This is a genomic window from Apilactobacillus apisilvae, from assembly GCF_023380225.1.
GTDB lineage: Bacteria > Bacillota > Bacilli > Lactobacillales > Lactobacillaceae > Apilactobacillus > Apilactobacillus apisilvae.
Genome location: NZ_CP093362.1, coordinates 1,043,499 through 1,063,062, shown reverse-complemented (window position 1 = coordinate 1,063,062; position 19,564 = coordinate 1,043,499). Strand labels below are relative to the sequence as shown.

At 30.8% G+C, this 19,564-nt stretch carries 19 protein-coding genes; 18 read left to right on the top strand and 1 reads right to left on the bottom strand.

Translation table 11 applies throughout. The features are described 5' to 3' along the window. Positions 1-33 precede the first annotated feature (33 nt). Complete coding sequence (locus MOO46_RS05435) at positions 34-897, bottom strand: C40 family peptidase (RefSeq protein ID WP_396121398.1); 864 nt, start codon at positions 895-897, stop codon at positions 34-36. A 117-nt stretch (positions 898-1,014) separates the two neighbouring features. Between MOO46_RS05435 and MOO46_RS05430 the strand changes: the two genes are divergently transcribed. The 18 genes from MOO46_RS05430 to MOO46_RS05345 all read left to right on the top strand — a co-directional run bounded on the left by MOO46_RS05430 (position 1,015) and on the right by MOO46_RS05345 (position 19,496). After that, positions 1,015-2,136, top strand: a complete 1,122-nt coding sequence (locus MOO46_RS05430; protein WP_249510676.1) for a C39 family peptidase — start codon at positions 1,015-1,017, stop codon at positions 2,134-2,136. Between the two features lie 116 nt (positions 2,137-2,252). Beyond that, positions 2,253-3,302 (top strand): hypothetical protein, encoded by a 1,050-nt coding sequence (locus MOO46_RS05425; RefSeq protein WP_249510675.1) that lies wholly within the window; start codon positions 2,253-2,255, stop codon positions 3,300-3,302. A 17-nt stretch (positions 3,303-3,319) separates the two neighbouring features. Further along, positions 3,320-4,408: a hypothetical protein gene (locus tag MOO46_RS05420; RefSeq protein ID WP_249510674.1), complete on the top strand. Its 1,089-nt coding sequence runs from the start codon at positions 3,320-3,322 to the stop codon at positions 4,406-4,408. Positions 4,409-4,573: 165 nt separating this feature from the next. Next, the gene (gene rpsF / locus MOO46_RS05415; protein ID WP_249510673.1) at positions 4,574-4,864 is read left to right on the top strand and encodes a 30S ribosomal protein S6; all 291 of its coding nucleotides are present in this window, start codon (positions 4,574-4,576) and stop codon (positions 4,862-4,864) included. Positions 4,865-4,907: 43 nt separating this feature from the next. Then, on the top strand, positions 4,908-5,429 hold the full coding sequence (gene ssb, locus MOO46_RS05410) for a single-stranded DNA-binding protein (protein WP_249510672.1): 522 nt from the start codon (positions 4,908-4,910) through the stop codon (positions 5,427-5,429). 28 nt (positions 5,430-5,457) lie between these two features. Next, positions 5,458-5,700: a 30S ribosomal protein S18 gene (gene rpsR / locus MOO46_RS05405; protein ID WP_249510671.1), complete on the top strand. Its 243-nt coding sequence runs from the start codon at positions 5,458-5,460 to the stop codon at positions 5,698-5,700. Positions 5,701-5,807: 107 nt separating this feature from the next. Continuing rightward, on the top strand, positions 5,808-7,844 hold the full coding sequence (locus MOO46_RS05400; RefSeq protein ID WP_249510670.1) for a DHH family phosphoesterase: 2,037 nt from the start codon (positions 5,808-5,810) through the stop codon (positions 7,842-7,844). A gap of 62 nt (positions 7,845-7,906) precedes the next feature. Then, positions 7,907-8,359, top strand: coding sequence for a 50S ribosomal protein L9 (gene rplI, locus MOO46_RS05395; protein WP_249510669.1), 453 nt, complete (start codon positions 7,907-7,909; stop codon positions 8,357-8,359). 30 nt (positions 8,360-8,389) lie between these two features. Continuing rightward, positions 8,390-9,757, top strand: a complete 1,368-nt coding sequence (gene dnaB / locus MOO46_RS05390) for a replicative DNA helicase (protein ID WP_249510668.1) — start codon at positions 8,390-8,392, stop codon at positions 9,755-9,757. 41 nt (positions 9,758-9,798) lie between these two features. After that, positions 9,799-11,010 carry an MDR family MFS transporter gene (locus tag MOO46_RS05385; protein WP_249510667.1) on the top strand — a complete coding sequence of 404 codons (1,212 nt, stop codon included), beginning with the start codon at positions 9,799-9,801 and terminating at the stop codon, positions 11,008-11,010. Positions 11,011-11,024: 14 nt separating this feature from the next. Continuing rightward, positions 11,025-11,468, top strand: a complete 444-nt coding sequence (locus tag MOO46_RS05380; protein WP_249510666.1) for a hypothetical protein — start codon at positions 11,025-11,027, stop codon at positions 11,466-11,468. Positions 11,469-11,572: 104 nt separating this feature from the next. Beyond that, complete coding sequence (locus tag MOO46_RS05375) at positions 11,573-11,878, top strand: transposase (protein WP_249510665.1); 306 nt, start codon at positions 11,573-11,575, stop codon at positions 11,876-11,878. Then, positions 11,872-12,453 (top strand): DDE-type integrase/transposase/recombinase, encoded by a 582-nt coding sequence (locus MOO46_RS05370; protein ID WP_249510664.1) that lies wholly within the window; start codon positions 11,872-11,874, stop codon positions 12,451-12,453. The genes MOO46_RS05375 and MOO46_RS05370 overlap by 7 nt, the downstream gene beginning before the upstream one ends. A gap of 45 nt (positions 12,454-12,498) precedes the next feature. After that, positions 12,499-12,723: an IS3 family transposase gene (locus MOO46_RS05365; protein ID WP_249510663.1), complete on the top strand. Its 225-nt coding sequence runs from the start codon at positions 12,499-12,501 to the stop codon at positions 12,721-12,723. Positions 12,724-12,914: 191 nt separating this feature from the next. Continuing rightward, the gene (locus tag MOO46_RS05360) at positions 12,915-13,829 is read left to right on the top strand and encodes a hypothetical protein (RefSeq protein ID WP_249510662.1); all 915 of its coding nucleotides are present in this window, start codon (positions 12,915-12,917) and stop codon (positions 13,827-13,829) included. A 94-nt stretch (positions 13,830-13,923) separates the two neighbouring features. After that, positions 13,924-14,979: a DUF916 and DUF3324 domain-containing protein gene (locus MOO46_RS05355; RefSeq protein WP_249510661.1), complete on the top strand. Its 1,056-nt coding sequence runs from the start codon at positions 13,924-13,926 to the stop codon at positions 14,977-14,979. Continuing rightward, the gene (locus MOO46_RS05350; protein WP_249510660.1) at positions 14,979-15,956 is read left to right on the top strand and encodes a WxL protein peptidoglycan domain-containing protein; all 978 of its coding nucleotides are present in this window, start codon (positions 14,979-14,981) and stop codon (positions 15,954-15,956) included. Before MOO46_RS05355 ends, MOO46_RS05350 begins: the two co-directional genes overlap by 1 nt. Positions 15,957-16,085: 129 nt before the next feature. After that, positions 16,086-19,496, top strand: a complete 3,411-nt coding sequence (locus tag MOO46_RS05345; protein WP_249510659.1) for a hypothetical protein — start codon at positions 16,086-16,088, stop codon at positions 19,494-19,496. The last annotated feature ends 68 nt before the right edge of the window (positions 19,497-19,564 follow it).

Genomic DNA, 19,564 nt, shown 5'->3' with positions numbered 1-19,564 from the left:
GCGATTTTTCAATCACGAGCATTTTTGTATTAATTATTTTTGTGTCCATGGACGTGCCACATATCCTGTATGTGTAGATCTAGCATAAATGCTTGATACTTGAACACGTGGTGGCCAGCTTTCAATAATTCTATCTTTACCTAGATATAGAGCAACATGCCAAATTGTAGAAGTTCCTGGTTCGTAATAGAAGATTAAATCTCCACGTTTACGTTGACCAAATGGAACAAACTTAAACTTTTTGGATGCCCACAATTTACTTGAATTCCATTCGTTACCAGGATGTGCATGTTGAATTGCACTGACTGGTTTAGGATTGATACCACCAGCATATAAAGCTTGGACAACTAATCCTGAACAGTCATTACCATAATTAGGACTTGATGAAGCACCGTATATGTATGGTTTACCCAAATATTTGTAAGCTTGCTTAATTGCTGCTTCAATGTGAGCTTTGCGACCTTGAGTAATTTTTGCGCCTAATGGTGCAACATACTTATCAATGCTATAGAATTGCCATCTTGGGAAACCTAATTTAACCCAAGTGTTTACGTCAACATCTCCAGTTGCTTTTAAATTATGATGTTTCTGAAAATTAATAACAGCATTTTTAGTTGCATAGTTATATTCATAATGCCCTGTTCCAATAGGTCCCATGTTGATACCTAATCTACGCATTATTTTAACTGTTTTAATACCTTCATATCCAACTTTAACGGTATATCCAACTTTTCCCACTGGCTTAATTTGCTTATCAGAAATTTGATAATATCTCTTAGGATTCTGATAAACTTTTCCCTTAGCATGTGTATTAGTAGAAGTACCTAATACAAATCCCAATGATACTAATAAAATCATTGCTATTGTTGGAATTAATGTTCTTTTTAATTTAAACACTAAATTTCCTTCTTTCATAAAAACATTATAATATCACAATTATATTCTAACACTGTTGTAATAATTGTGATATTATAATAATTATAAAATGCACAGTGTAAGAAAGAAGTATAGTTAATGAAAAAATCAGTAATTGCATCAGCATTGTTAATGGCGATGTCCTTACTAACGTTATCGTTTTACCAATCTACTAATGTACATGCCGATGATGTTAGTCAAAATGATAGTTCAATTAAAAATACTGGCTCTTATATTTCAAGTGATCAAAATATGAACAATCAATCTGACAGTAATCAAAGCAACTACCAAAGTAGGGTAGAAACTGCAAATAGTCAAACATCAGATAACTCAAATAATAAAAATTCTAATAACCAGAATCCTGATAATCAAAATTCAAAAAATCCAAATGATAATGAACATAATGATGATAGTAATGAATCAAATAAACCAAGTCATGACAAAGAAGAAAGCCCTAATAAACAGGTTAAAAAGCATAATTATTTTAGAGTATTAAGTAATAAAAATGCCAATTTCTTAACTGTTATAAAAAAGAATCGAAATATTTATAAGAATGGTGCTTACAATACCAATGCTTCTAATATTAAAAGCTCTGGTAATAGCGGTCATTTAATTGGGAAATGGATTCAAGTTACCGACTTAGAATCAACTAAGTTAGGTAAATATGCACATATAATAAATAAAGGTAAGGATGAAGGATGGATTAATACTTCAGCTTTAGATTATTCTTCATTTAAATTAAATAATGTCCCATTAATTGCTCAAAGACCTGAGCTACCAACAGGTTGTGAAATTACAGCTTTAACTATGATGATTAATTACGCTACTGGTAAAAAATATTCGAAAACTTATATGGCTAACAGGATGCCTCATAGTTCTAATCCCAATAAAGGATTTATTGGCAGCCCTTATTCGAAGAGTGGGTGGTATATTTACCCACCAGCATTGATGAAATTAGTCAAAAAGTATGTTGGATCTAGTAATAATTTAACTGGTAAATCAACTGAATCAATCAAAGTATATTTGAAAAATCATTCACATCCAGTAGTGATTTATGTTGCAGGAGTTGATGGCTTTCCTAATCATGCTTTAACGGTTACCGGTTATACTAAAGATCGTATTTATTACAATGATCCGTGGTTGGGCAAACGCACAAGTATGAGCATCAAAGCTATTAATATTCATCGTAATGGAGATTCGAAAAGAGCTATTAGTTATTAATAAATTAAAATATCAATTATCTTTAAAAGATAGTTGATATTTTTTATTGAAAAATTATGACTAAAATATCAAAAGTAATATAATGAACAAAGGTGATTTTTAAAGAGGTGTTTTTAATGCGCAATTTTTTTAAATCCACAATCTTAATATGTGGTTTTATCATATTTTTTATGGGTCTTAATTACAGCCATGTTGAGGCTAATGTTAAAACATACCATCAACACGGCAAGGCACTTGAAAAGTTTGATGTTTCTAAATTTAAATATGTACATAATCATAACTATACTCGTAAGGACTATCATAAACACTATCGTAGGGGTTATCGGCTTAGACATAATCATATAAAATCTTATGGTGGCAATTATCGTACTTATGCTAAAACGTTGTTTTTTCTTACAGGGGCTAAGAATACTAGACTTAGAAACCATTGGAATCCACAAAGTATTACAGTAAGTCCGACTGGTAAGTATGCTTTTGTTATGTATCCTGGTGAAGTCGTTAGATACAACTTATTTACCTTAAAAAAACTGGGCGTGAGCTATAAGCATCCGGTTTTAAATAATAAACAAATAAAGTCAGCTGTTAAATTTGGTCCCCACATTGATACTGGCCATGGTCAATCACTTACTTACAATCACAAAACTCATCATTTATGGTTTTTGAATATGGGAACTATAAATAAATATGCCAAACTTGAAGAGTTAAGTATTAAGACTTTGAAACCGATTCAAATTATTAAATTTCATTATGATTCTAACTATTCTTTGAGTAATGAACTAACTTTTGACAAAAAAGGTAATCTTTATACTTATACGAGAACTAGTGGTGATGGTGCAATCAAAAATGGAACTTTAAGAATTAGTAAAGGAATAATTCATAACCATAATGTTAAATTTAAAATGATTATGCAAGGTATTAGACATGCACCGGGTTATAGAACACAATCTTTGTCTTATAATCCTAAAAATAATCGCCTTTATTTTGTATCTGATGGGGGCATTCTTTCAGCTCCAGTTAGTGGATTGGGACATCTTAAGCCTAGTCAAATCAGAGACACTAAATTTTTAACTCATCGTGAATTCGAAGGACTAGCTTTCACCAGAAGCGGTAAAGGCTATCTATTATTAAATCGTTCACCAGAAATAATGACATTTAATCATTTTTAAATTAATTGGAGAAATAAATGTTTAATTACAAGAATCTTTTATTAAGTCTTTTCATTTTTACTTTGTTTGCATCATTTTTTATGATTAATTCGCAAGCAAATGTTAAAGAATATCATCAAAAAAGATTGGCATTAACTAGTGGAAGAATTAAGAGTTATGTTAAAAACAAAAATTATGCTATTTTGCATAAATATAAATACAGTCACAGTGATGGGTATTATTCTGAAGGTACCTATCAAAAACATCCACATAACTTTTTTGCCGCTGCAGGTAATTTTAGAAGAAATGCACTCACTGATTTTTATTTACCCGTTTCTAGATATAAAAGTGCCGATATGGGGAATCCACAAAGCTTTGTGAAAAGCCCTGATGGCCATTATGCATTTGTAATGTATTCAAAGAAAGTTCGCGGTCGAAATATCGGAACAAGTAATATCGTTCGATATGATTTGTGGAAGCTATATCAAATGGGATTTAATTTAAAAAATATGGATGCTTTAAGACGTGGGGTTAAACATAACGCTAAAGTTAGATCAGCAATTAAATTTGGACCGAAAATTAATGTTGGTCATGGTCAATCACTGGCCTACAATTTTCACAATAATACAATGTGGTATCTATTGATGGGGGTTAATGGAAAAAAGGCATCATTTGTTAGAGTAAACTTTAAAACTTTAAGACCGATGATCAAGATTAAATTCAAGTTTAGTAATCGTTATCGATTAAGTAATCAGCTAACTTTTGATAAACATGGAAATATTTATACCTATATCAAGTATCTTTCAGGTAGAATTGTTATTTTTAAAGGTAAATTTGTGCATAATCGGGTTTACTTTCATACGATTAAACAAGGACTATTGCATGCGCCGGGGAGACATACTCAAGGGATGGGGTATAATCCCAAAGCTAATCGACTATATTTTGTGTCTGATGGAGCCATTACATCAATCCCAGTTAATAAATTGGGCCATTTAAAGCCATTTGATGTTCATACAACCAGGTTTAATACTAATCGTGAATTCGAAGGAATTGCTTTTGATAAACATGGTGTTGGCCATATTTTGATGAATCGGGGACCTGAGTTAGCTAAAATAAATCATTTTTAGTTATTTAACGTATCTTATAAATGTATCGCAAACAATTTCTCGATTTGTATTGAATAAAATAAATTTTAATGGTAGACTTACTAAACGTGAGTATTGGTTATAAAAACTTTTACTCCTTACCTTTCATTTTGTGAAAGGTCTAAAGTCCACAAGGAGGTGTAATTCATGGAAGAACATAAATATGAAATTACTTACATCGTTCGTCCTGATCTAGAAGAAGGCGCTAAAAAAGATTTAGTTGCTAAATTCGACAAGGTTTTAACTGACAATGGTGCTAAGTTAATCGACTCAAAAGACTGGTCAAAACGCCGTTTCGCATTTGAAATTGGTGGTTACAATGAAGGTGTATACCACATTGCTAACTTAACTACTGCTGAAAAAACAGCATTAGACGAATTTGATCGTCAAGCAAAATACAGTGACGATATTTTACGTCACATGATCGTAAGAAGATAATTTAGACTTTAATTGCTTTTAAAAAGAGAGGAGTACTTTCAGCATGATTAATCGTACAACTTTAACAGGTAGATTAACTCGGGACGTTGACTTGCGATACACTCCAAGCGGTGCCGCTGTAGGTAATTTTACCTTAGCTGTTGATCGTAGATTTACTAACCAAAATGGTGAAAGAGATGCAGATTTTATTAACTGTGTTATCTGGCGTAAATCCGCTGAAAATTTTGCTAACTTCACACATAAGGGTTCTTTAGTTGGAATTGATGGCCGTATTCAAACCAGAAATTACGAAAATCAACAAGGCCAAAGAGTCTATGTCACTGAAGTAGTTGTTGAAAACTTTGCTTTGTTAGAACCTCGTTCAGCAAATCATAGTAACAACAATAACGGCGCTCCTCAGAACAATTCAGGAAATAACAATCCTTTTGAAAACCAAAACAACAACCAACCATCTAATAATGGCGGTAACAGTAATAATGGAAACAACATGAATAATAATTCAGCTGATCCATTTGCTAGTTCTGGTGATCAAATTGATATTTCCGATGATGATTTACCATTTTAATGAGTAGATAATAGAGGAGGGAATTTTAATGCCACAACAAAGAAGAGGTGGCGGCCGTCGTCGTCGCAAAGTTGATTTTATTGCAGCTAACCACATCGATTACATCGATTACAAGGATGTTGCATTGTTAAGCCGTTTTGTTTCAGAAAGAGGTAAGATTTTACCACGTCGTGTTACTGGAACTAGCGCTAAAAACCAACGTAAAGTAACTATTGCTATCAAACGTTCTCGTATCATGGGCTTAATGCCATTTGTTACAGAAAACGCATAAAAATAATATTTTTAACTGAGAAAACTGCTACGTTTTCTCAGTTTTTTTATTCTATAATTTTTGTGATAAAATATAGTTACAAAAAATAGTATAAAAGAGGAGTTACAATGAAAAAATTGTTCTCATTTACTAACTTACCACCTTTTTTAAAAAATAAAATTTTAAGATGGATTACGTTAGCATTAACGGTATTATCAATTTTTAGTTTAGTAGTTTCATTTCTATATAATTTTATTGTAGGAATCATTTTCCTAGTTGTGGTATGTGGTTTGTTGACTTACATATTTAAGAAAATGAATGATTTAAGTGACAGTACTGAGAATTATCTTTCTGATTTATCATACCGCATTCACCGTGGTGACCAAGAGGCATTATTAGAAATGCCAGTAGGGGTTATCATCATTAGTGAAAATGGTGCGATTGAATGGGTGAATCCATATTTAACCCCCTATTTTGGCGATCAAGATTTATTAGGCAAAGAAGTATCGGAATCCAATCCTGAATTGGCTGATATTTTAAATAATAATTGGGATAATCCTGATAATGCCACTGTAAAATGGAATGATCATTATTTTAATTTGTTAATTCAAAAAGAATATCGAACTGTTTATATGATGGATATTACTAAATATTATCAAATTGAAAAGGATTATAAGGATGAAAAAATTTCCATTGGACAAGTTTTCTTGGATAACTATGATGAAATTACTCAATCTATGAGTGACCAGGAAATTTCCAATTTAAATAATTATGTTACCAATGAGTTAAATATCTGGGCACAAAACTTTGGTTTCTTCATTAAGCAAGTTGATGAAGATCACTATATTATGTTTACCTATTCTAAAGTTCTTAAAGACATTGAAGACGATAAATTTAGTATTTTGGACACTATTCGTGAATCGACTTCAAAACAAAACTTCCCACTAACACTAAGTATTGGGATTGCTTATGGCGAAGATAATCTAAATGAATTGGCTGAACAAGCGCAAAGTGATTTAGATTTAGCTTTAGGTCGTGGTGGTGACCAAGTTGTTGTTAAGGCTAAAGATCATGAAGCTCGTTTCTATGGTGGGAAAACCAATCCAATGGAAAAACGTACCAGAGTACGTGCTCGTATGATTTCGCAAGCCTTACAAGAAGTCTTTAAGGAATCTGATCAAGTGTTTGTGCAAGGGCATAGTCAACCTGATATGGATTCAATTGGTGCTTGTTTGGGAATTCATCGTCTTGCACAAATGAATAATAAACATTGTTATGTTGTGATCCCAGAGGGCACTTTTCATTCTGATGTTCAACGTTTGGTTGATAAGATGCGTTCGGATGAAGAACTTGAAGCCGATGTTATTACTCCAGATGAAGCCTTGCAAAAAGCCACTGATAATAGTTTATTAGTAATGGTTGATCATTCTAAACCATCAATGAGTATTTCTAATGACTTATATAAACGTTTAGAAAATAAAGTAATGATTATTGATCACCATCGTCGTGGAGAGGAATTCCCTGAAAATCCAGTGCTGGTTTATATTGAACCATATGCTTCTTCAACTTGTGAATTAATTACTGAAATGTTCGAATATCAATCTCAAGATGCGGAACCAATTAGTAAATTAGAAGCTACAGCGATGTTAACGGGAATCTTTATTGATACGAAATCGTTTACTTCAAGAACGGGAACTAGAACCTTCGATGCTGCTAGTTATTTACGTTCAGCTGGGGCTGATTCTAGTGAAATGCAAGACTTTATGGAAGAAAATCCAGAAAGTTATATGGCTAGAATGCATTTAATTTCATTAGCTCGTTTTATTAGCGATGAAAATAATATGATGGTAGTTTCTGGTGAACAAGATAGAGTTTATGATCCAGTTACGGCTGCTCAAGCTGCTGATTCTATATTAGATATGTCGGGAGTTAATGCTTCATTTGTAATTACCCATCGTCCTGATAACTTAATCGGAATTTCTGCAAGAAGTGACGGTGAAGTTAATGTTCAAAGAATCATGGAAGAATTAGGTGGTGGTGGTCATTTATCTAGTGGCGCTACTCAAATATCTGATAAGAAGATTGATGAAGTCGATCAAATGTTAGATGAAGCAATTAAAAAAGCTAAATCTGAAGAATCTTCTGATGAAAATCAAGAAACATAATTTTCAAAAATCATAATTTAAGTTTATAATTGTATGAAGAATAATAAGAGGAGTGATATTGTATGAAGGTTATATTTTTAGAAGATGTACGCGGAAAAGGTAAACGTGGAGAAATTAAAAACTTACCTGATGGATATGCACAAAACTTCTTGATTAAACGTGGTAAAGCAAAAGCCGCTACTAACTCAGCTGTTAGTCAGTTAAATGGTGAAAAGAAAGCAGAAAAGAAAGAAGCAGATGCTGAACTAGCTGAAGCTAAAGATTTAAAAAAACAATTAGAAACTGATAAAAATACGGTTGAAGTTTCTGCTAAGGTTGGTGCTGATGGTCGTTTATTTGGTTCAGTATCATCTAAACAAATTGTTAATGAAATGCAAAAGCAACACGACCTTAAGATTGATAAAAGAAAGGTCGAACTAAAAGAACCTATTAAGTCACTAGGATACACAAATATCCCAGTTAAATTGCACAAGCAAGTAACTGCAACTATGCGTGTTCATGTTAGTGAAAAATAGTTCTCTGAATTTCTAATATAGAGGATTAATATGAGTAATGATTATTTAAATACCCAAACTCCTCCGCAAGACGTGCAAGCTGAAAAAGCGGTCTTGGGTGCGATTTTACTAGATAATGATCAATTAGCAGAATCACAGGAGTATTTAGAGCCGGCTGATTTTTATCATCATGCGCATCAATTGATTTATGCAGCAATGGTGAAGTTATCAGACGAAGATCAACCGGTCGATGCATCGACGTTGAGATCTGAATTGGATGGTCAAAAGAAGTTAGAGGATGCTGGTGGAATTGCCTACTTAGCAGAGCTCGCTTCTTCAACGCCCACCGCTGCGAACGCAATGTACTATGCTAAAAACGTTCGTAAAAAATCAGTCGCAAGACGCTTAATTAAAACCGCCACTAACATCGTAACGGAAAGTTACAATAATAATGATAATATCGATGATTTATTGGATGAAGCTGAACGGTCAATTTTGAATGTTTCTGAAGATCGGAATAATACCGGTTTTCAAGAAATTGGTGAAGTTTTAAAAAATGCTTTAAACAATATTGAAGATTTATCAGAAAGTACTTCAGATGTAACTGGTTTATCGACTGGATATCCTGCTTTGGATAAGATGACGACTGGTTTACATGAAGATGAATTAATTATCTTAGCTGCTCGTCCAGCTGTTGGTAAAACAGCTTTCGCATTGAATTTGGCACAAAATGTTGGAACTAAAACTGACAAGACAGTTGCCATTTTCAGTTTGGAAATGAGTGCTGAATCACTAGTTAATCGGATGATTTGTGCTGAAGGTAGTATTGATGCCAATCATTTGCGAACTGGTCAATTATCAGATGAGGAATGGAACAACATGATGATTGCGATGGGAAGTTTAGCCAATGCTAGTATTTATATCGATGATACGGCTGGAACTAAAATTTCTGAAATTCGCGCTAAGGCCCGTCGTTTAGCTAAAGATACTGGTAATCTTGGTTTGATTGTAGTGGATTATCTTCAATTAATTGATGGTGGAAATAAAGAAAATCGTCAACAAGAAGTATCTTATATTTCTCGACAATTGAAGAAAATTGCGAAGGAATTAGGAGTGCCAGTAATTGCGCTATCTCAACTTTCTCGTGGGGTTGAACAACGCCAAGACAAACGCCCAGTATTATCTGATATTCGTGAATCTGGTTCAATCGAACAAGATGCTGATATTGTTGCATTTTTATATCGTGATGACTATTACGAACGCGAAGATGACGACGATGATGATCAAGAAGACAGTGATGTTGGTGAAGTTGAAGTAATTGTTGAAAAAAATCGTTCTGGTCCACGTGGAACGGTTAAGCTACTTTTCATTAAGTCGCATAATAAGTTTTCGTCAATTGCGTATAATCAAGATGAATAAAATTAAATCCTTAGCTATTTTAGCTAAGGATTTTTTGTATAATGAGTATAAATAAAAGAAATGAAGGTGATGCAATGCGAGAAATAAAATTACATTGGTTGTTTTTAGGTTCGTTAATTAATAATATTGCAGTTAGTACAGTTTGGCCCTTAACGACTGTTTACATGCATAATGCCCTTGGTAAAAGTTTAACTGAAGTGGGAATTATTCTGTTTATGTATTCAGCTTCTAATGTATTTGGTAATTATATCGGTGGTAAATTGTTTGATCGCCATAATCGATACATATTAACTATTTTGGGGATTATTTTTTCAATAGTAGTTTCAGCAGGCCTAATTCTCTTTAATGGTTGGCCAGCTTATCCAATTGGTTTAGTGTTATTTGGTTTTGCCACTGGGTGGAATCTAACGATGATTAATTCACTGGGCACGACCGTTAAATTAAAATCTGGTCGCTATATTTTTAATATGCTGTACTTGGCCCAAAATGTGGGCGTCGTTTTTGGGACGATGGCAGTGGGGCTTTTATATCCAATTGGAATTAGCTCAGTTTTTCTACTTTCGACAGTGATTCTAATCATATATGGCATTAATGCAATTTTTACTTATAATAAGCCTGATTCAATTCATCCATCGAAAGCTCAAATAAAGGTCAAAAAGGTTAAGTTACCTAAACCAAAACTAACAATCATTATGACTTTTTTTGTTAGCTTAGCGGTTATTTGGATTGTTTATGAACAATGGGTATCAAATATGTCAGTCTATATTACTGGAATGGGCATTCCAATGAGTATGTATAGTTTGTTATGGACATTGAATGCCTTTTTATTAGTAGTTTTTCAATTACTAATTAATTGGATATCTAAATATCATGATAGCCTTTATTTTCAAATTTACTTTGGGATTTTCTTTATTGGACTATCGTTCTTCACTTTAATTTTTATGCACTCTTATTTAGGATTTGTCATTTCGATGACTGTTTTAACTTTAGGCGAGGCATCGGTAATTCCCTCAATTCCCGCATTAGTTAACGAACTGACACCGATTGAAGTCAAAGGCAAGTATCAAGGCTTAACTAATGCTTGGGCTTCAGTTGGGAAGGCAATTGGGCCATTAGTTGGTGGAATTGTGATTGATATGACATCATATCGTTCATTATTTGTGATTAGCGCAATGATTTGCTTATTTCTGGTGATTATTACAAAGTGTATTGTAAGATTAAAAAAACAAAAAATAACTAAATATTCTAAATAAAGGATGGTTTTAATATGTTACTTAATATTATGAATGTTTTAGGAATGTTTTTAATTTTATTATCAATTATTGTCCTGATTTTTACTTTAATTAGCTTTATTCTTAAAAAGCAGTTTTATTTAAAAAAAATGTATGTTCCAATTATTGGATTAATTTTAGGTTTAATTATAATTTTTATAGTTTCACTTAATTCCAACTATGTTAATAATCATTCATCTTTATATACTAACCCGGATAACACGATTCCGTTATCAATTAATTTAATATCAGGCTCAAAAGTTGATTATGTTTATGATAAAAAATATATCTATAAGTTTAGACATGAAGGACAAGATATATTTAGACTAAATCCATTATCGATTAAAGGATCCACTAATTTAGTTGTTACTCAAAGATATCGAAATAATTTCTTAGTGCCCACTGTTGAAGTTGATAATTTTAAAATTATAAAAAGATAAAATATGGAACTGAAGTTATAATATTGAACAGATAAATAAAAGCACTTTCGATAAAAGTATTATTTTAATTTGGTAAAATAATATAATTCGGAGGTGTTTTTTGTATGACTAATAATAAATATTCATATGAAACTAAACTAGAAGCCGTTCGGCTTCTTAATGAAGGTGTTCCTGGTAGAAAGATTTGTAAAATACTTGGTTTAAAGAGTGACGGCTTAATTTATACATGGCGGAAATATGTAAGAAATGGTGATTATTATCGTTTGAATCAAAAGCCTGGCAAACAATATAAATATAATAAAGGCAATTTAGAAATACCTAGTGACGTCAGAAAAGATATGGAAATTAAACAAATGAAGGAAGAACTTGAAGTTATAAAAAAATATTTAATCATGGAAGGGCTGTGGTAAATCAAGCTACTATTAAATTAATCGATACTTTCACATCCAAAATACCTTTAGTTAGGATTTGTCAGTATCTCAATATATCTAGAAGTACCTATTACTATCATAAAACACATGCAGCTCATTTTAATTTAAGTCAGATTGAACAGGAGATTCAACAACTATGTATAAAAACAAAGTTTTTATATGGTTATCGTAAAATTTATGCACTAATTAATAAGCACTTAAAATGCAGTGTTAGTAAAGTTCAAAGAATTATGGCTAAATACAATTGGGGGTGTCGTATTAAACGTAAAAGATCTCATCGACCTGGTAATCCGTTCAAACAATTTGATAATATAATTAATCGTGATTGGAACATTAGTTTACCAAATCGTAAATTAACCACTAATATCACTTATATTCCTTGCGGAAATAAAATTTTGTACCTCTCTACAATTATGGATAGTTTTAATTCGGAAATTATTGCTCATAAAATTTCTAATCATCCAAATACCCAATTGGCATTAGATACACTAAATCAATTAGGCTATTTAAGTGGTGCTATCATTCATAGTGATCAGGGTTCTACTTATACTTAGCGTGAATTTTTTGAATTAGCACGCAAAAAAGGCGCCATCAGAAGTATGTCCCGTAAAGGGACGCCAGCTGATAACGCCATCATTGAATCATTTCACTCCAACCTAAAGACTGAAATGATATACACACAAGCTAAACCTAAAGGTTTAGCAGATACTATTAAGTGTGTGAATAATTATATCAAATTTTTGAATAATAAACGAATTTTAACAAAATTAAGCAACAAATCACCTGTAGAGTACAGGAAATCAGTTGCCCAATTAAATAATTAGAAAGCTGCTTTTATTTATTTGTTCAAAATAATAGTTGCAGTTCCCTATGCTCTACAAAATTTAATTTTTATTTTCCAAGCCAAATTCTTTGTTTATTAAAATTATAATTTTATAATATATTTGTAATAAAGAAGGGATACATTTAATTGCAAGCTCTAATTACATATTTAAATTAAAAGGGGTTGTTTTATATGTTCTTTGATAAAAAGACAATGTTAACGGTTTTCGCAGGTGTTGCATTACTATCAGCCTCATCTGCTAGTGGTATTACAGCTTTTGCTGATGATTATACTGGTAAGGATACATCAGGTAATGGTCCTGTAAATATTGATGAAAGTGGTAAAAATGTAAATAATGGTAGCTTTAGTAATGGTATTAGTTCGACTCAAGGTACTGGAAGTAATACTTATGGAAGTGGAACTTCTAATTCAGATGCACACATTAAAGTAGTCCAAGGTTATTTAGTTCTAGAAACAGTTCCTAGTTTGGGATTCCAAGATGTTAGCGCTACTAATACTAAATCACATATTTCCAATTCAGTGATTGATAATCATAATGTATTAAATACTGATACATTTTGGAATAACGATCGAGAACCTGAAAATCTAGAAGTTTTGGATGCTAGAACTCAAGGTGGAGCTCCTTCCAATCAGCAGGGTGGTGGATACGCTGTTACAGCTAACTTAGGTCAATTTAACACTTATAATAGTTCTAATGGTGATAGTCCTGACAATAGTATGAAAGATCAAAAGGGAGCAGCTATGAGTGGTAATTTATCTTCTAACGCTGGTAGTGGTTTCACTTTAAATCTAAATGGTCAAATTTCTAAGTCAGATGATAATAATGCTTCTGTTACCAATGATGGTTCATTGAAGTCAGATGGTAGTTCTAATAATGGTATTGTTTCAGCCTCTAAAAATAAAGACAATAGTTTACTAGTTTTGAGTAATAATACAATAGGTAGTGGTACAACTGATGTTAACTTTAATAAAAAGAGTACATTAACAGTACCTACAAATGTTCCTGGTGGACAATATGCTGCACCAATTACATGGACTTTGGCACCAACAGCTAATGGTGATGTTGATACTCCAAATGGTAATTAATTATTTCTTTCTTTCTTGATAAATAACTAATAATTGAATAAAATTAATAAGAGAGCATTATTGCTCTCTTATTATTTTATGTGGAGGTATTTATATGTCTAAAAAATTTAAAATATTCCTATATTCTATAGCGATATTATTAAGTTTTGTATTTATAAGCGCTCAAAGAGCTCAAGCTAGTGATGTTAATGGACTAGCAATGGAACCAATCTATCCTAATAATCAAATAACTAAAAATGGAATTTTATACCCAATGGTATCACCTGGGAGTACTCAAACACTTTCTTTTAATATTATTAATCTTTCTAATCAATCACAAAAGTTAACTATTTCTCCCAATACGGCCATTACTTCTAATGGACCATCTATTGATTATAGTCAGTCCAAATATAAATATGATTCTTCTTTGAAGTATAAATTCAGTGATATTTTCTTTCCTAAAAAAATAAAATTGGATGTTAAACCTAATACCCCAACAAAAGTAACCTTTACCGCTAAAATTCCTAAAAAAGAATTTAAGGGGTTGTTAATGGGTGGTTTCTACATTGATACAAATCAAACTTCTTATAATAATGACAGTGGAACATCAATTAATAATAAGTATACTTATGCAATGCCAGTTATTATGCGTGAAAATAAAGAAAAATCATTGCCTGAATTAAAGTTAGGTACCGTTACAAATGGCATGTCTTTTAAAGCACCAATTATTTCCAGTAAAATATATAACAAACAACCAGCTATGATTGATCAATTAAAAATGGATACAACCATTAAAGATGACAATAATAAATTAATTTTTCATAGTTATAATAATGATAATAGTGTAGCGCCTAATAGTAGTTTTAATTATGTTAATACGATTCCCAATAAGGATAATTTACAACCAGGTACATATCATATTAAAATCATTGCAAAAAGTCCTGAAGGTAAATGGATTTTGCAAAAAAGTTTTACTGTTAGTGTTGGGCAATATTTAGGAACAATTTTTCAAAATAATCAATGGCTTTGGTTGTTTATTATTATTATAATATTATTAATTGTTTCGTTTATCGGCTATCTTATTTATAAAAAACATAAGAAAAATTTATTATCGCAAAGTAATGATAAATCAACTATATCTAGAGAAAGTTCAGGGAGTCATTTTAAATAATGAAATTATTAATTAAATTTTTATTATCTTTATCATTTATAATTTTATTAATTATGAATTTTAATTATATAAATGTTTTTGCCGCAAGTAGTTTGAACTATCAAGCTCGTCCAGATTTACCTAAAGCTATGCAAAAAATTGGTTATTTCAAATATAATGTTAAGCCTAATGAAATATTAAAACTTCCAATCATTCTAGCAAATTTTTCTAATCAAGATACTACCATTACTAGTTACTTAAATGATGGATATAGCAATGATAATGGTAATATTGGTTATGATTTATTTAAACCTTTTGGTTTATTAAAAGACAGTGTTCCTAGACTTAGTAATATTACTTTGAGACATCGCTTCAATAAAGTGAATTTAAAACCAAATGAAATGAAAAAAACATCATTTACTATTAAAGTTCCTGACAAACCATTTCAGGGTAGTATTTTGGGTGGGATTACTAGTATTAGTAATAAAAATATAACTGAAAGTGGTAATCCATCAATTAAAAATAGACTCCAGTATTCAACGACAGTGTTGTTAAATCAAAATGCACCTGTTGACAATATCAAAAAAATCAATTTGTTATCAGTTGATGCTAAGAATAATAATCTTCAAATTAAGATGCATAATGATCAACCATCAATTGTGCATAACTATAAAATTTCGGTTCAGGTAAGAAAAGAAAACAAGATATATGCCCGTAAAAATAGTAATAGATATAGTTTAGCTCCTAACTCTATTGGTAATTATGATGTAGATTTATTTAATCTAAAGCCTAATATATATAAAGTAATAGTTAAAGTTACTAATAATAAGGGCCAAAGTGAAGAGTTTGATAAAAATGTTTTAATCAATAATGCTTACCAGAGTTTGAGTGTTTATAAATCAGATAAATCAATTAATTGGTTTATTTATACATGTTTTATTTCCGTTTTCTTATTGTTTATATTAATTTGTTATTTAATTCTAAAATTTTTAAAATAATTAAATATCTTCATCAAAAAAGATGAGGATATTGATTATATGTATTGAATGTATTTGTCTATTGGAATAACATATAAAATGTAAATGTTATAACAGCAAAATAATTATCTAATATATGGGGCTTTTGCTATGAAAAAAATTTTGGAAATATGTATACCTATAATGTTAATATTTATTGGTATATTAATATTTAATAATAACGTTGTCAAAGCTGATATTAATTCCAGTCAGCCCTTTCAATCTTGGAATAATGGTTTATCTGGATATAGTTATAAAAATCCAGTATTGAATGATGGATGGAAAGAACCCAGCGATATTAATACGGACACCAGTTTATGTAATCGTACAGATTATAATTCCAACAATAAAATTAGTGCTATTTATAAAGGAACTACTGCATATGTTTATGACTATGAAGGTTTTTATAACGCTATTTTTAAACAAGGCTATGGCAACGGCATTGATGGTCATAATGACTCTTCTGGAGTTGTATCTAATATTCATAAAGTGGTTTTAGAAAACGATATTAACCTGGATGGCACTAGTGGATCAAAAATAAATGGATTTGGATCTAGCGATTATACTGCTAATTATGCAGAACATGATAAATTAGTTATAGATGGTTATTCAAATGGAAATTATCATACTCTAGATATGTCAAAAGGTGATATTTCTATTGAAGCTTTAACAAGTAGTGAAGATTGGACAATAGAAAATATGAAAATTTTAGGTTATTCCTATTTTGGACCTATTAGTTCATATACTCCTAACGGAGGAACTACACTTAACTATCGTAATATTGATTATTATGGTGCGCAATTAAGTTGGGGTAGTAGGCAGAATAATTGTAAAATTAATATTTATGGAAATGTTTCTGTTCACAGTTTAGACTACTATAAAGATAGTAGTGGTCAATCTCAAATTTCTGAAGGGCAAAATCAACAGAATTTACAGACTGGTGATATTGAATTTCATAAAAATTCTAACTATTATGGTGAAACATATGACGGTAATTGTTTGGAGTTAGAGGGAAGCTGTAAAATTGATAACAATGTAAATATTGATTTACATCCTCATGGCACTTATGCTGAGGATGCTTGGTTTAATTCCTATGGATTATATTTATACCCTGGTGGAAATTATAAACCTGAAATTAATTTCGGTTCGAATGATAAATTTAATATTTATTGTGATTCTAATAATTTAACGGATTCTGATGGATCATCACGTATTCCAGAGGATCCTTATAATATTTCAATTGCTATTTATGCCAATGCAAGTAGTTCTGTTCCCGCTAACATGTATATGAATAATGGAACTAATTCTAAATTTAATATTTATTCTAATGGTCAGGTGAAATCTCAAGCTGCATTAGTATACTTTAGTTATGTTAATGCTAATGTATCTGGTGTAGGAAATGAATTTAATGTATCTTCAGATGCAAATAATTCGTATATACCCTCTAATGGAGTTGTTGAATTTAATGGATCTGGTAATAACATTAATGTTGATAATTTAGGATCATTTAAATTAAATATAAAAAATATTCCTCAAACATCAACTTCCAATTATCAGATTAATTCTGATAGTAGTACTAATATTAATTTAGATCGACCTACAGATGTTGAGATTAGTAATAAAACATATAATTCTAATCAAAATAATCATATGTTTTATTCTGGAACTTCTAATGTTAGTAACAATGGTTATATTTATGCACGTAATACGCGTGTTACTGGTTGGTTAGGTGATAATCAAACACCTTCTATTGATAATCAATTGGTTAAATCCTTATTTTTGCCACTTCGTAGCGATAGTAGTTATGGCAAAAGTACTATTTTTGTTGGTGGTGTTAGATTATATGGTTCCTATTTTGAAGTTTCTGATATGGTAACAAAACTAGATAGACAGCTAGTTGATTCTAAGTCCAGCGATGTTTATTTGAAAGCTCAAGCAAAAAACTATAATTCAATTAAATTCACAGCTTCACCAATGGCAACGATATCATATACTAATTATAATGATTATAATAAAAACAATAATAAAGTAACGGGTAAAGTTATTGATGATAACGGCAATCCTTTGAAAAATAGTTATATAAATATATCACTTGATAACGACAAAGGTAAATTTATTGATCCAGATACAAGACCAGTTAATAAAAATTATAATCAGTATATTGCTTCTAATGAAGTATTGTTCAGCCCAGTGAAGCAATACATGCCTAGTACTTCAGCTTCAACGATTATACAAGATAACGGTAATACATCTAATTTTTATAATAATATTGCTGGAACTATCGGTTCTACTGATGGACAATTTGGCTTAGCTCATGACTATTTTTATAATCGTTATAATATGGGAGACGCTAATACATTAAATCAAGATATTACACTTTATTCTAGAGATGGAACAACTATTAATAAAGATTCTTCCAAAGATGAATTTTATTCGGGAAATGTTGGAGATCAAGGATTGCAAGTGGGAATGGAACATTATGTGGCAATCACTGACAATAATGGTAATTTTAGTTTTAATATTCCAAATGTTTTATGGAATGAAATTAATAACAATAATAATAATCATAAACTGAATATTACCCCATATTATAATTTTTCTCCTGGTAACACAAAAACTGTAAATTTAGCATATAATCCTAAATTGAATATTAACAATAAAATTAAAGATATCACTTATTCCAATGCCGATTCATCTGATGGATTTTCTTTGAGTAAGGTTTTTCAAGGTGGACAGGGTTATAGTTCTCAAGGAGATACTTTAGAATTTGATTCTACAATTAATAATACTTCTGACAATTCTGATATTTCAGTTAATTCTTCAGCTACTTATGATCAACCATTACCTAATAATATTGATGTAAGTACACTAAAGGTTTCTTATGATAATAATGATTTTAATGTCATTCATGAACCTAATGTTATTAAGTCAAACAATGGAGTTAAAATACTAAAAATACCAATTAAAAATTTAAAAAGTAATTCTACACTCAATTTAAAAGTTCGAGGAACATTAAAGAATGATAACGCTACAGTCGATAATTCTGATATCCGTATTAAACCTAAATATAATATAGATTCTACTGAATATTCTGGTGAAGCCGATAATGTTAACGAAATTAACTTTTCTGATAATCAACTCAACTTCACTCCTATTAGTAACATTGACTATGATTATAGTAGTATTGTAAAAGACAGTCTATTATTACCTACTAATAGTTCTACGCCAGTTATGAGTAATGTAAAAAACAATATGCGCGGTAATTCTTATGCCGATATACAGGTTCAACAACCAAGCGAAGAATTTAAAGATAATTCGTCTAGTGAAATTAAAGGAGATTTAATTTATAATGGTCAAAATTTAAATCAAAGTCCAGTAATGTTGTTCAGTACAGATGGTAATGACAATATGTACATTTCCAATAGTACTCCATTATATTTAAAGCCATTACAAAACTACGAAGGAGAAGGAAATGATTTTTATACCCTATTAAATTGGAGCGTAACTTATGGAATTAATTAACTAAAATACAAAATTAAGTGAATTTCTAAGGTAGGAACTGCAACTATTATTTTGAACAAATAAATAAA

Bases quoted from the DNA above. Each gene is read 5' to 3' on its own strand.
- MOO46_RS05430 (WP_249510676.1), top strand. From the start codon at position 1,015: ATGAAAAAATCAGTAATTGCATCAGCATTGTTAATGGCGATGTCCTTA.
- MOO46_RS05425 (WP_249510675.1), top strand. From the start codon at position 2,253: ATGCGCAATTTTTTTAAATCCACAATCTTAATATGTGGTTTTATCATA.
- MOO46_RS05420 (WP_249510674.1), top strand. From the start codon at position 3,320: ATGTTTAATTACAAGAATCTTTTATTAAGTCTTTTCATTTTTACTTTG.
- rpsF (WP_249510673.1), top strand. From the start codon at position 4,574: ATGGAAGAACATAAATATGAAATTACTTACATCGTTCGTCCTGATCTA.
- ssb (WP_249510672.1), top strand. From the start codon at position 4,908: ATGATTAATCGTACAACTTTAACAGGTAGATTAACTCGGGACGTTGAC.
- rpsR (WP_249510671.1), top strand. From the start codon at position 5,458: ATGCCACAACAAAGAAGAGGTGGCGGCCGTCGTCGTCGCAAAGTTGAT.
- MOO46_RS05400 (WP_249510670.1), top strand. From the start codon at position 5,808: ATGAAAAAATTGTTCTCATTTACTAACTTACCACCTTTTTTAAAAAAT.
- rplI (WP_249510669.1), top strand. From the start codon at position 7,907: ATGAAGGTTATATTTTTAGAAGATGTACGCGGAAAAGGTAAACGTGGA.
- dnaB (WP_249510668.1), top strand. From the start codon at position 8,390: ATGAGTAATGATTATTTAAATACCCAAACTCCTCCGCAAGACGTGCAA.
- MOO46_RS05385 (WP_249510667.1), top strand. From the start codon at position 9,799: ATGAGTATAAATAAAAGAAATGAAGGTGATGCAATGCGAGAAATAAAA.
- MOO46_RS05380 (WP_249510666.1), top strand. From the start codon at position 11,025: ATGTTACTTAATATTATGAATGTTTTAGGAATGTTTTTAATTTTATTA.
- MOO46_RS05375 (WP_249510665.1), top strand. From the start codon at position 11,573: ATGACTAATAATAAATATTCATATGAAACTAAACTAGAAGCCGTTCGG.
- MOO46_RS05365 (WP_249510663.1), top strand. From the start codon at position 12,499: ATGTCCCGTAAAGGGACGCCAGCTGATAACGCCATCATTGAATCATTT.
- MOO46_RS05360 (WP_249510662.1), top strand. From the start codon at position 12,915: ATGTTCTTTGATAAAAAGACAATGTTAACGGTTTTCGCAGGTGTTGCA.
- MOO46_RS05355 (WP_249510661.1), top strand. From the start codon at position 13,924: ATGTCTAAAAAATTTAAAATATTCCTATATTCTATAGCGATATTATTA.
- MOO46_RS05350 (WP_249510660.1), top strand. From the start codon at position 14,979: ATGAAATTATTAATTAAATTTTTATTATCTTTATCATTTATAATTTTA.
- MOO46_RS05345 (WP_249510659.1), top strand. From the start codon at position 16,086: ATGAAAAAAATTTTGGAAATATGTATACCTATAATGTTAATATTTATT.